An 11,875-nucleotide genomic window follows, 5' to 3' on the forward strand; every position below is an offset into this window, starting at 1 on the left:
GAATCACTCCTGGAGAGGAAGTTGGAAGAACGCGGCGGAGGTGGCCCGGGTATGGGCCAGCAAGGCCTCGGGCGCTTCACCACGACAGGCCGCCACCACCTGGGCGATGTGCAGCAAAAAAGCGGGTTCGTTGCGTTTCGGGCGCGGTTTCAGATCTCGCGGCACCAGATAGGGGGCATCGGTCTCGATCATCAGCCGACCGGCCGGAATACGCGCTACCTGTTCGCGCAGCAGCTGACCACGGCGCTCATCGCAGAGCCAGCCGGTCACCCCGATATGCAGCCCCAACGCCAGACACTCGTCCAGCTCCTCGTCGGAACCGGTGAAGCAGTGCAGCACGGCACCCGGCAGCTTCGGCAACCAGGGACGGAGGATCTCGATAAAACGGGCGTGGGCATCGCGGCAGTGGAGAAACACCGGCATCCCGAGCTCGGCGGCCAGTGCCAGCTGGGCGTCGAATACAGTGTCCTGCACCGGACGAGGTGAGAAGTCGCGATTGTAGTCGAGGCCGCACTCGCCGATAGCCACCACCTGCGGCAAGGCTGCCAGCTCGCGCAAGGCGAGCAGGGTCGCCTCATCGACACTCTTGGCATCGTGAGGGTGTACCCCGGCGGTGGAGAAGCAGTAGCCCGGCCAGCGGGCGGCCAACCCGGCGCTCTCGCGGCTGCCAGCCAGATCGGTACCGGTGAGGATCAGCGCTTCCACTCCGGCGGCGCGGGCACGGGCCACCAGCTCAGCCTGCTCGCCGGCAAACTGGCTGCTGGTCAGGTTTAAACCGATATCGATCATGGGATGAGGAGTTCCAGACAAAAGGAATACATATCAGGTATTTGAAAACCATCTACCGAATGGGGCCTTACCATACGCCTCGAACGGGAGCATGAAAAGAGGAAGGGAGCCTTAGCTCCCCTCGTTCTGCTATTCCTGCGGACGTCGTCATCCTCTCGCCGTCCGGCAAACAGGTGACGAACAGAGCCTCAGCTCTCCCCATCCGGTTGTTCCTGTTGCTCTTCATCTTCTTTCTTCACGTAGAAGCGGGCAAAGAACAGACCTATCTCCCACAGCGCCCACATCGGGATGGCGAGCAGGGTCTGGGAGAAGACATCAGGCGGCGTCAGCAGCATGCCGACCACAAACACCCCGACGATAACGTAGGGACGTTTCTCCTTCAGGTTTTGCGGTGTGGTCACGCCGGTCCAGCAGAGCAGTATGGTAGCCACCGGAATTTCGAACGCCACCCCGAATGCGAAGAACAGGGTCAGTACGAAGTCCAGATAGCTGGCGATGTCGGTCGCCACCGTCACCCCGGCGGGTGCGGTGCTGGTGAAGAAACCGAACACCAGCGGGAACACCACGTAGTAGGCGAACGCCATGCCCGCATAGAACAGCAGGGCACTGGAGACCACCAGCGGCATGATCAGCCGCCGTTCATGCTGGTACAGACCGGGGGCGATAAAGGCCCAGGCCTGATAGAGCAGATAGGGGATCGCCACGAAGAAGGAGACCACCAGCGTCAGCTTGATAGGCGTCAGGAAGGGGGTCGCCACATCCGTCGCTATCATGCTGGTCCCTTCCGGCAGCTGGCTGAGCAGCGGCTGGGCCACGAAGTCGTAGATGTTGTTGGAGAAGTAGATCAGCGCCAGAAACACCACCAGAATGGCGGTAATGGAGCGCAGCAAGCGGGTTCTCAGCTCAACCAGATGGCTGATCAGGGGTTGTTCGGCCTGACTCATGGCTTCACCTCCCCTTTTACTACGGAATCGCTGACCGGCACCGGCTCACTCTCTCGCTGGCTATTGACCGGTGGCACGTCGTGGCTCAGCTGCACCGCAGGCTCAACCGGCGTGGCAGGCTCAGCCTGGGCGACCGGCTCGGGGCGCGGCGGACGGATCTCGTTCTCCACCTGATAGGGGCGATTGACCGACTGGGCCGCCGCTTTGAGCTGTTCGATGGACTCCTGTAGCTCGGGGCTCAGGTTGCTCATCTGCAACTGTTCCGCCTTCTTGAGGTCGTTGTGCAGCTCTTGCAACTTGAGCTCCTGCTCCAGCTCGGACTTGACCGAGTTCGCGGTCGAACGAATGAGGCGGATCCAGTGGGTAGCCGTGCGGATGGCAACCGGCAGCCGCTCGGGCCCCAGTACCACCAGTGCTACCACACCGATAACGACCAGCTCCCAAAAACCGATATCGAACATGGCTTAGGCCTGGTCTTTGTCTTTCTGTTTGGCGGTCTCACTGCTCTGAGTGGCCGCTTCGTTCAGCTGTTTCGGGGGAAACTCGGCATCTTTCTGCTCGGCCTTGGCATCAGCCGGCTCGTCGGAGAGGGCTTTCTTGAACCCTTTGACCGCCGCGCCCAGATCACCGCCAATGCCGCGCAGTTTCTTGGTACCGAACAGCAGCACGACGATGACTGCAATGATCAACAATTGCCAAATACTGATACCACCCATGATTTTCTCTCCAGAACAGGCGCCTGACGGCGCGGTTGTTGATTAATGGGAACGGGTTCGCAACCAGCCGACCAGCCAGCAGAGGGCTGCACCGGCGAGACTGGCTTGTCCCCACTCAATGTGTTGTTTTTGGGTCAGCAAGAATACACCCGCCAATAGCAGGCTGGCTCCAACCCCTAAGAGGTAGCGGGCCTGCCCCTGCCGACGGCTGTGACGGCGGAACTCGGCAAACATCTGGTCGAAATGACGCTGCTGATGACGGGTCTGACGCAGGGTCTCATAGACCAGCTCCGGCAGCTCCGGCAGCTTCTCGGCCCAGAATGGCGCCTTCTCCTTGATGGCGTTCAATACCGACTTGGGCCCGACCTGTTCGTGCATCCAGTTTTCGAGGAACGGCTTGGCGGTCTGCCACAAATCGAGCTGCGGGTAGAGCTGACGCCCCAACCCTTCCACATAGAGCAGGGTCTTTTGCAGCAGCACCAGCTGTGGCTGCACCGTCATATGGAAGCGGCGGGCAGTGTTGAACAGATTGAGCAGCACGTGACCGAACGAAATTTCGGAGAGCGGCTTCTCGAAGATGGGCTCCAGCACGGTGCGGATGGCGAACTCGAACTCGTCCACCTTGGTGTCTGCCGGTACCCAGCCCGACTCCACATGCAGCTCCGCCACCCGGCGATAGTCGCGGTTGAAGAAGGCGAGGAAGTTCTCCGCCAGATAGCGTTTGTCTTCCCGATTGAGGGTACCGACGATGCCGCAGTCGATGCCGATCCAGAGCGGGTTTTCCGGATGTTCGTAAGAGACGAAGATGTTGCCCGGGTGCATGTCGGCATGGAAGAAGCTGTCGCGGAACACCTGGGTGAAGAAAACCTCGACCCCGCGCTCGGCCAGCAGCTTCATATTGGTGCCGTTGGCTTCCAGCGCCGGTATATCGGAGACCGGAATACCGTAGATGCGCTCCATCACCAGCACCTGCTCGCGGCAGAGGTCGGTAATGATTTCAGGCACATAGAGTGCCTCGGAGCCGGTGAAATTGCGCCGTAGCTGGATGGCGTTGGCCGCTTCGCGCATCAAATTCAGCTCGTCGAGGATGGTCTTGCGATACTCCTCCACCACCTCGATGGGGCGCAGCCGCGCACTCTGGGGCACGAAGCGGGCCACCAGACGTGCCAGCGCCTGCATCAGCCGCAGGTCAGCCTCGATAACCGGCTCGATGTCGGGACGGATCACCTTGATGACGATCTCGCGGCCACTCTCCTTCAAGCGGGCGGTATGCACCTGGGCGATGGAAGCCGACGCCAGCGGCGTCTCGTCGAAGTCGTCAAACAGGGTTTCGATGGGACAACCCAGGCTCAGCTCGATCTGCTGGCGCGCCGCCTGACCACAGAAGGGGGGCACCCTGTCCTGCAGCAGGGCCAGCTCCTCGGCAATGTCCGGCGGCAGCAGGTCGCGGCGGGTCGAGAGCATCTGGCCAAACTTGATGAAGATGGGGCCAAGAGCCTCGAAGGCGAGGCGAATGCGGGCACCGCGGCTGAGATCCGGTTGTTTGTTCTTGAGCCAGAACAGGGAGCGACGGGCCAGACGACCCGGCCAGGGTTGATAGCGGGCGGGCACCAGTTCGTCGATGCCCTGCTCCAGCAGGATGGTGATGATGCGATAGAGGCGTTTGAACTCCTTCGGGGTCATCAGGTCACCTGCTGTTCGAAGCGGGCCAGCCGCAGTTCGACGGCCTTGAGCTGCTGGGCCAGCACCTCGACGTCATCGTTGAAACTCGCCACTTCCAGCGGGCCGGGGGCGAGGCGAGCCTCTTCGGTCAGATATTCCGCCAGCTGGCTGCGGGTGCGGCACAGCTCGCGGCCGACCAGACGACGCGCCTGACGGGCACCGCTGAACAGGGTGTGGGCCAGCACGTCGCCGGTATAGCGCGACAGCTCCTCCTCCCAATCGATATCCAGCTCACCCAGCAGCACGCTGAATGCCTGTACCAGCTGGGGATCACCGCTCAGATCCAGTTTCTCCTCGCGGATATAGCGGGTCAGGGCGGACGGGTCTTTCAGCAGACCGAGGGCGGTCAGGGAGAGGCTAAGCACCGCATCGGCCTCCCCTTCATGCTGGGCCAGCACATCCAGCCGACGCTCGGAGAAAACAAACCAGAGCGGCTTGAGTTCACGCAGCTCCAGCTTGAGCACCTTGCCCACCAGTTTGCGCAGCCGCTCCGGGCTCTGTTTGTCCAGCACCAGCAACTGGTTGAGGGTGGTTTCGATCACCGCGGTGACCATGGCATCCATCGGCATAGGCAACCTTAAAACTTGTAACCGCGGTGCAGGGCGACCACACCCTGAGTCAGATTGAAGTACTCCACCTGCTCGAAACCGACATTTTCCATCATGCCAGCCAGGGTTTGCTGATCCGGGTGCATACGGATGGACTCTGCCAGATATTTGTAGCTTTCACTGTCGTTCGCGACAATTTCGCCCATTTTCGGCAGCAGTTTGAAGGAGTAGAGGTCATAGAGCTTGGCGATAACTTCGCTGACCGGCTTGGAGAACTCCAGCACCAGCAGACGGCCACCCGGCTTGAGCACCCGGAACATGGAGGCGAGCGCCTTGTCCTTGTCGGTGACGTTGCGCAGGCCGAAGCCGATGGTGATGACGTCGAAGTGGTTATCCGGGAAGGGGAGTGCCTCGGCATTGGCCTGCACGTAGGAGACGTTGTTGGCGACCCCCAGATTGCGCAGCTTGTCGCGGCCCACTTTCAGCATGGAGTCGTTGATATCCGCCAGCACCACCTGACCGGTCTCGCCGACGATGCGGGAAAACTTGGCGGTCAAGTCACCGGTACCACCGGCCAGATCCAGCACCTTCTGGCCCTTGCGCACACCGGAACAGTCGATGGTGAAGCGCTTCCACAGGCGGTGGATGCCGAACGACATCAGATCGTTCATCAGATCATACTTGGCTGCCACCGAATGGAAGACACCTGCTACCAGAGTTTCCTTCTCGGTCGCGGCCACGGTTTTAAAGCCAAAATGCGTTGTCGTTGCTTGTTCTGACATCCCTTAAACACCCATAGAGCAAAGAATGGCCGCCAGTTTACCAGAGCCACTGGCGTCCGGACACCTTAAACCCGGCTCGCAACCAACTGCATGCCCAGCACCACCATGGCAAGACAGAGGAAGAGATTGAGACCGATATTGAGCAGCGCTTTCAGATAGGCTCCATGTTGAGCCAGCACTACCGTATCGAGGGCAAAGGAAGAAAACGTGGTCAGGGCACCGAGGATCCCCACCATCAGCAGCGGCTTCATCGGGTGTTCTACCACATGACCATGACTGATGAGGGCGAATGCCACCCCCATGATGAAAGAGCCCACCACGTTGACCACCAGAGTCCCGTAAGGAAAGTGGCGCCCCAGCAGCAAGGCCATCAGTTCGGCAATCCCAAAACGAAGGCAGGCGCCGATGGCGCCCCCTGCAGCAACATAGAACCAGGTTTGCATGGTGTCACTCCCTCAGGGTTAGGCCGCCATTATGTCGCAATGGCGGCCCTTGTGCCCAGAGGCGGAACTAATCGACATCCAGCCTGATTGAAATCTCAGCGGCGAAAATCGATGGGCTCTGGTTGACCCAGCACGATTTCGGTCTGGGCCGGGCGGGTCTGGGCAATCACCTTGCCGTGGCGGATCGAGTAACGCACCGGCACCTGACGGCGCACCGCATCGAAGCCGTTCTCGGCAGGCAGGATCAACAGGTTGGCCGGTTTGCCCACCTCGATGCCATAACGATCCTGCACGTTCAGGGTGCGGGCGCTGTGGCTGCTGATCAGCTTCAGACCGTCGTTGATCTGCTCGTAGCCCATGATTTGGCAGACATGCAGCCCCATGTGCAGCACCTGCAACATGTTGGCGGTGCCCATGGGATACCAGGGATCGAACACGTCGTCGTGACCGAAGCAGACGTTGATGTTCGCCTCCAGCATCTCCTTCACCCGGGTAATGCCGCGGCGTTTGGGATAGGTATCGAACCGCCCCTGCAGGTGAATGTTCACCAGCGGATTGGCCACGAAGTTGATGTCCGCCATCTTCAGCAGCCGGAACAGGCGGGAAGCATAAGCGCCGTTGTAGGAGTGCATGGCGGTAGTGTGACTGGCAGTGACCCGGTGGCCGATACCCCGCTCGTAGGCCAAGGTCGCCAGCGTCTCGATGAAACGGGACTGCTCGTCATCGATCTCGTCGCAGTGCACATCGACCAGAACCTGATACTTCTCCGCAAGATCGAAGATGTAGTGCAGACTTTCGACCCCATATTCCCGGGTAAACTCGAAGTGGGGGATCGCGCCAATCACGTCGGCACCCAGCTTGAGCGCCTCCTCCAGCAGTGCCTTGCCGTTGGGATAGGAGAGGATCCCCTCCTGCGGGAAGGCGACGATCTGCAGCTCGACCCACTCCTTCATCTCCTCCCGCACCTCCAGCATTGCCTTGAGCGCCACCAGATTGGGGTCGGAGACATCAACGTGAGTACGCACAAACTGGATGCCGTTGGCGATCTGCCACTTCAGTGTCTGGATGGCGCGCTGCTTCACATCCTCATGGGTCAGCAGCACCTTGCGCTCGGCCCAGCGCTCGATCCCCTCGAACAGGGTGCCGGAGAGGTTCCAGCTCGGCTCGCCCGCCGTCTGGGTGGTATCGAGGTGAATGTGGGGTTCGATAAAGGGAGCGATCGCCAGACCGCCCTCCCCGTCCAGCACCCGACCGGCGACGGCATGCTCGTCATGGGGTTCGATGGCGGTGATGACCCCATCCTGACAGCGGATCTGCCACAACCCTGCCCGATCGGCCAAACGAATATGTTGAATCAGCATTTGTTAACTTCCTGTACCAGAACCGGCCGCTGGGTGAGGCGAACCAGAATGAAATAGGTGAAGGCGGCGCCCAATACCGCGTTGAGTGGCACTATGCCCGGCAGCCACTTGCCGACAGCCACCCCGACTGCCGTGGCGACAAGCGCCTGCCAGCGCACCGTCTCGAACTGCTGATCGGCAAATTGACGGTAACGCTCACGATTGAGCAGGAAATCCATGATGATAATGCCACCGATCGGCGGAATTGCCGTACTCAAAAAGGCCAGCCAGCCGACAAAGTTGTTGTAAAGCCAGAGGGCGCAAGCCGTACCGATAAGGCCGTTGATCACGCTGAGGGGCTTGCTCTTGAGACCGGTAATGTTGGCAAAACCGAGGCCGGAGGCGTAGAGAGCGTTGTCGTTGGTGGTCCAGATATTGAGGCCCAGCACCAGAATGGCGGGGATCAGCAGCCCCTGCATCAGCATCACTTCCGAGATATCGGCCTGACCGGTCACCGCCGCACCGGCTGCACCAAAGACGAACATTAGCGTGTTGCCCAAAAAAAACGCCACCATGGTAATCATGACGGCGCCCCAGGGTTTGCGACCAAATCGAACAAAATCGGCGGTCAGGGTTCCTGCACTGATAAAGGAACCGACCACCATGGTCAGCGCCGTGGTGAACTCGATGGGATTGCTTGGTTGTACCTGCTGCAGTGCAGCCATGCCACCGGTCGAGGTCACCGCCAGCCAGACCGAGTAGCCACCGAGCAGTGCAATGGCCGGTACCGCCACAAAGCTCAACACCATCAGGGCGGAGATCCCGAAGTAGACGGTTACCGTCATCAGAATGCCCGAAATGGCGATCAGCCAGTTCACATCGATGCCGGTCGCCTTCTGCACCGGCAGCGCAAACATGGCGACACCGACACCAAACCAGCCGACCTGAGTACCGCCCAGCAGCAAGGATGGCAGCCAGGAACCTTTGACGCCGAAGGAGTATCGCGCAAGCAGATGGGTAGAGAGACCGGTTGAGGCACCGATATAACCGAGACAGGCTGTGTAGATCCCCAGCAACAAGTTGCCGATAAGTACCGCCTTGATGAAGTCGTCAAACACCAGACCGGTACCCAGCGCACCACCGGTCCACATGCTGGCAGAGAAGAAGGTCAGGCCAAGCATCACCAGCATCAACGACAGCACACCTTTGCGCCCTTTGGCGGGTACCGCCCCCAAACAGTATTCGTTATCCTGCGCCATGCTCTCTCTCCACGTAATAGGCAAAACGCGCCGGATTTTACATGTAAAACGTTTTACGTCAATCAATCATGGTTAAATCTCTGGATAAAACCATCAATAGCAGTCAAATGAGCAACACACCGGGACTCAAATCAGCAGATAAACTGTGTCGACTGCAAGCAGAGGGGGTGGCGGGAATAGGGAATGTAAGGGGATATCACAAAAATGACAGATGCAAAAAAGCCCCCCTTTTCAGGGAGGCTTTCTATTTAATGGTGCTGATACCCAGAATCGAACTGGGGACCTCATCCTTACCAAGGATGCGCTCTACCGACTGAGCCATATCAGCACACTAACCGGTAAAGACCACGCTGGGCGTAATCTTGAAATTGGGTGCCTGGCAGTGTCCTACTCTCGCATGGCGAATGCCACACTACCATCGGCGCTACCGCGTTTCACTTCTGAGTTCGGCATGGGATCAGGTGGTTCCACGGCGCTATGGCCGCCAGGCAAAAATCTTCAATCTGAGAAAGCTGACGTAAGTAGTTCGCTTGGTATTTGCTACAAGCCTTAGAACACTTCTTGGGTGTTGTATGGTTAAGCCTCACGGGTAATTAGTATGGGTTAGCTCAACACGTCACCGCGCTTACACACCCCACCTATCAACGTTGTGGTCTCCAACGGCCCTTTAGGACCCTCAAGGGGTCAGGGATGACTCATCTCAGGGCTCGCTTCCCGCTTAGATGCTTTCAGCGGTTATCGATTCCGAACTTAGCTACCGGGCAGTGCCACTGGCGTGACAACCCGAACACCAGAGGTTCGTTCACTCCGGTCCTCTCGTACTAGGAGCAACTCCCTTCAATCATCCAACGCCCACGGCAGATAGGGACCGAACTGTCTCACGACGTTCTGAACCCAGCTCGCGTACCACTTTAAATGGCGAACAGCCATACCCTTGGGACCGACTTCAGCCCCAGGATGTGATGAGCCGACATCGAGGTGCCAAACACCGCCGTCGATATGAACTCTTGGGCGGTATCAGCCTGTTATCCCCGGAGTACCTTTTATCCGTTGAGCGATGGCCCTTCCATTCAGAACCACCGGATCACTATGACCTACTTTCGTACCTGCTCGACCTGTCCGTCTCGCAGTTAAGCTGGCTTATGCCATTGCACTAACCTCCTGATGTCCGACCAGGATTAGCCAACCTTCGTGCTCCTCCGTTACTCTTTGGGAGGAGACCGCCCCAGTCAAACTACCCACCAGGCACTGTCCGCGAGCCCGATTCAGGGCCCTGCGTTAGAACATCAAACATACAAGGGTGGTATTTCAAGGACGGCTCCAGCGCAACTAGCGTCACGCCTTCAAAGCCTCCCACCTATCCTACACATGTAGGTTCAATGTTCAGTGCCAAGCTGTAGTAAAGGTTCACGGGGTCTTTCCGTCTAGCCGCGGGTACACCGCATCTTCACGGCGAATTCGATTTCACTGAGTCTCGGGTGGAGACAGCATGGCCATGGTTACACCATTCGTGCAGGTCGGAACTTACCCGACAAGGAATTTCGCTACCTTAGGACCGTTATAGTTACGGCCGCCGTTTACCGGGGCTTCGATCAAGAGCTTCGCTTGCGCTAACCCCATCAATTAACCTTCCGGCACCGGGCAGGTGTCACACCCTATACGTCCACTTTCGTGTTTGCAGAGTGCTGTGTTTTTGATAAACAGTCCCAGCCATCTGGTCACTGCGACTCCCAACTGCTCCATCCGCAAGGGACTTCACTGTCAGGAGCGAACCTTCTCCCGAAGTTACGGTTCTATTTTGCCTAGTTCCTTCACCCGAGTTCTCTCAAGCGCCTTGGTATTCTCTACCCGACCACCTGTGTCGGTTTGGGGTACGATGACTTGTAATCTGAAGCTTAGAGGCTTTTCCTGGAAGCAGGGCATCAATGGCTTCCGCACCGTAGTGCGTTCGTCTCGTGTCTCAGTGTTGTGTCTCCGGATTTGCCTGGAAACACCACCTACGCACTTTCACCAGGACAACCGTCGCCTGGCCCACCTAGCCTTCTCCGTCCCCCCATCGCAATTACAAGTCGTGCAGGAATATTAACCTGCTTCCCATCGACTACGCCTTTCGGCCTCGCCTTAGGGGTCGACTCACCCTGCCCCGATTAACGTTGGACAGGAACCCTTGGTCTTCCGGCGAGGAGGCTTTTCACCCCCTTTATCGTTACTTACGTCAGCATTCGCACTTCTGATATCTCCAGCATACCTCTCGATACACCTTCGCAGACTTACAGAACGCTCCCCTACCACTCACACATAAGTGTGAATCCGCGGCTTCGGTGCCTGGTTTGAGCCCCGTTACATCTTCCGCGCAGGCCGACTCGACTAGTGAGCTATTACGCTTTCTTTAAATGATGGCTGCTTCTAAGCCAACATCCTAGCTGTCTGAGCCTTCCCACATCGTTTCCCACTTAACCAGAACTTTGGGACCTTAGCCGGCGGTCTGGGTTGTTTCCCTCTTCACGACGGACGTTAGCACCCGCCGTGTGTCTCCCGGATATTACTTACTGGTATTCGGAGTTTGCATGGGGTTGGTAAGTCGGGATGACCCCCTAGCCCAAACAGTGCTCTACCCCCAGTAGTATTCGTCCGAGGCGCTACCTAAATAGCTTTCGGGGAGAACCAGCTATCTCCGAGTTTGATTGGCCTTTCACCCCCAGCCACAGGTCATCCCCTAACTTTGCAACGTTAGTGGGTTCGGTCCTCCAGTTGATGTTACTCAACCTTCAACCTGCCCATGGCTAGATCACCCGGTTTCGGGTCTACACCTTGCAACTAGACGCCCAGTTAAGACTCGGTTTCCCTACGGCTCCCCTATACGGTTAACCTCGCTACAAAATGTAAGTCGCTGACCCATTATACAAAAGGTACGCAGTCACCCCGAAGGGCTCCCACTGCTTGTACGTACACGGTTTCAGGTTCTATTTCACTCCCCTCACAGGGGTTCTTTTCGCCTTTCCCTCACGGTACTGGTTCACTATCGGTCAGTCAGGAGTATTTAGCCTTGGAGGATGGTCCCCCCATATTCAGACAGGATGTCACGTGTCCCGCCCTACTCGATTTCACATCAAGGTTGTTTTCGTGTACGGGGCTATCACCCTGTATCGCCGGCCTTTCCAGGACCGTTCCACTAACTTCCAAGATGCTTAAGGGCTAATCCCCGTTCGCTCGCCGCTACTGAGGGAATCTCGGTTGATTTCTTTTCCTCGGGGTACTTAGATGTTTCAGTTCTCCCGGTTCGCCTCTGTTACCTATGTATTCAGTAACAGATACCCAAGTTATCTTGGGTG

10 protein-coding genes, 1 tRNA gene and 2 rRNA genes (1 of these 13 cut by a window edge) are annotated in these 11,875 nt (G+C 58.1%); all 13 read right to left on the reverse strand.

The genetic code is table 11. From position 1 onward, the window contains the following. Window positions 1-3: 3 nt before the first annotated feature. Window positions 4-789: a TatD family hydrolase gene (locus ACTG2T_RS09180; protein WP_330125647.1), complete on the reverse strand. Its 786-nt coding sequence runs from the start codon at window positions 787-789 to the stop codon at window positions 4-6. Between the two features lie 188 nt (window positions 790-977). Next, entirely contained in the window at window positions 978-1,733 is a 756-nt protein-coding gene (gene tatC / locus ACTG2T_RS09185; RefSeq protein WP_058058793.1) for a twin-arginine translocase subunit TatC, read from the reverse strand. Continuing rightward, window positions 1,730-2,194 (reverse strand): Sec-independent protein translocase protein TatB, encoded by a 465-nt coding sequence (gene tatB / locus ACTG2T_RS09190; RefSeq protein WP_064335034.1) that lies wholly within the window; start codon window positions 2,192-2,194, stop codon window positions 1,730-1,732. The genes tatC and tatB overlap by 4 nt, the downstream gene beginning before the upstream one ends. 3 nt (window positions 2,195-2,197) lie before the next feature. Next, the gene (gene tatA, locus ACTG2T_RS09195) at window positions 2,198-2,449 is read right to left on the reverse strand and encodes a Sec-independent protein translocase subunit TatA (RefSeq protein WP_005339385.1); all 252 of its coding nucleotides are present in this window, start codon (window positions 2,447-2,449) and stop codon (window positions 2,198-2,200) included. Between the two features lie 42 nt (window positions 2,450-2,491). Then, window positions 2,492-4,132 (reverse strand): ubiquinone biosynthesis regulatory protein kinase UbiB, encoded by a 1,641-nt coding sequence (gene ubiB, locus ACTG2T_RS09200; RefSeq protein WP_005339383.1) that lies wholly within the window; start codon window positions 4,130-4,132, stop codon window positions 2,492-2,494. Continuing rightward, window positions 4,132-4,740: a ubiquinone biosynthesis accessory factor UbiJ gene (locus tag ACTG2T_RS09205; RefSeq protein WP_123172083.1), complete on the reverse strand. Its 609-nt coding sequence runs from the start codon at window positions 4,738-4,740 to the stop codon at window positions 4,132-4,134. Before ACTG2T_RS09205 ends, ubiB begins: the two co-directional genes overlap by 1 nt. 8 nt (window positions 4,741-4,748) lie before the next feature. Continuing rightward, window positions 4,749-5,501, reverse strand: coding sequence for a bifunctional demethylmenaquinone methyltransferase/2-methoxy-6-polyprenyl-1,4-benzoquinol methylase UbiE (gene ubiE, locus ACTG2T_RS09210; RefSeq protein ID WP_005342396.1), 753 nt, complete (start codon window positions 5,499-5,501; stop codon window positions 4,749-4,751). A gap of 65 nt (window positions 5,502-5,566) precedes the next feature. Further along, on the reverse strand, window positions 5,567-5,944 hold the full coding sequence (gene crcB / locus ACTG2T_RS09215; protein ID WP_005339378.1) for a fluoride efflux transporter CrcB: 378 nt from the start codon (window positions 5,942-5,944) through the stop codon (window positions 5,567-5,569). A 95-nt stretch (window positions 5,945-6,039) separates the two neighbouring features. Continuing rightward, window positions 6,040-7,305: a cytosine deaminase gene (locus ACTG2T_RS09220; protein ID WP_123172082.1), complete on the reverse strand. Its 1,266-nt coding sequence runs from the start codon at window positions 7,303-7,305 to the stop codon at window positions 6,040-6,042. Then, the gene (gene codB, locus ACTG2T_RS09225; protein WP_123172081.1) at window positions 7,299-8,543 is read right to left on the reverse strand and encodes a cytosine permease; all 1,245 of its coding nucleotides are present in this window, start codon (window positions 8,541-8,543) and stop codon (window positions 7,299-7,301) included. The genes ACTG2T_RS09220 and codB overlap by 7 nt, the downstream gene beginning before the upstream one ends. 252 nt (window positions 8,544-8,795) lie before the next feature. Continuing rightward, window positions 8,796-8,871 (reverse strand) — tRNA-Thr (locus ACTG2T_RS09230). Between the two features lie 46 nt (window positions 8,872-8,917). Then, window positions 8,918-9,032 (reverse strand): 5S ribosomal RNA (gene rrf / locus ACTG2T_RS09235). Window positions 9,033-9,115: 83 nt separating this feature from the next. Continuing rightward, window positions 9,116-11,875, reverse strand: a 23S ribosomal RNA gene (locus tag ACTG2T_RS09240) (it continues 130 nt past the right edge of the window).

The organism is Aeromonas sp. 75A, from assembly GCF_051919425.1.
In the GTDB taxonomy this organism is placed as follows: domain Bacteria; phylum Pseudomonadota; class Gammaproteobacteria; order Enterobacterales; family Aeromonadaceae; genus Aeromonas; species Aeromonas veronii.

Bases quoted from the DNA above. Each gene is read 5' to 3' on its own strand.
- ACTG2T_RS09180 (WP_330125647.1), bottom strand. From the start codon at position 789: ATGATCGATATCGGTTTAAACCTGACCAGCAGCCAGTTTGCCGGCGAG.
- tatC (WP_058058793.1), bottom strand. From the start codon at position 1,733: ATGAGTCAGGCCGAACAACCCCTGATCAGCCATCTGGTTGAGCTGAGA.
- tatB (WP_064335034.1), bottom strand. From the start codon at position 2,194: ATGTTCGATATCGGTTTTTGGGAGCTGGTCGTTATCGGTGTGGTAGCA.
- tatA (WP_005339385.1), bottom strand. From the start codon at position 2,449: ATGGGTGGTATCAGTATTTGGCAATTGTTGATCATTGCAGTCATCGTC.
- ubiB (WP_005339383.1), bottom strand. From the start codon at position 4,132: ATGACCCCGAAGGAGTTCAAACGCCTCTATCGCATCATCACCATCCTG.
- ACTG2T_RS09205 (WP_123172083.1), bottom strand. From the start codon at position 4,740: ATGCCGATGGATGCCATGGTCACCGCGGTGATCGAAACCACCCTCAAC.
- ubiE (WP_005342396.1), bottom strand. From the start codon at position 5,501: ATGTCAGAACAAGCAACGACAACGCATTTTGGCTTTAAAACCGTGGCC.
- crcB (WP_005339378.1), bottom strand. From the start codon at position 5,944: ATGCAAACCTGGTTCTATGTTGCTGCAGGGGGCGCCATCGGCGCCTGC.
- ACTG2T_RS09220 (WP_123172082.1), bottom strand. From the start codon at position 7,305: ATGCTGATTCAACATATTCGTTTGGCCGATCGGGCAGGGTTGTGGCAG.
- codB (WP_123172081.1), bottom strand. From the start codon at position 8,543: ATGGCGCAGGATAACGAATACTGTTTGGGGGCGGTACCCGCCAAAGGG.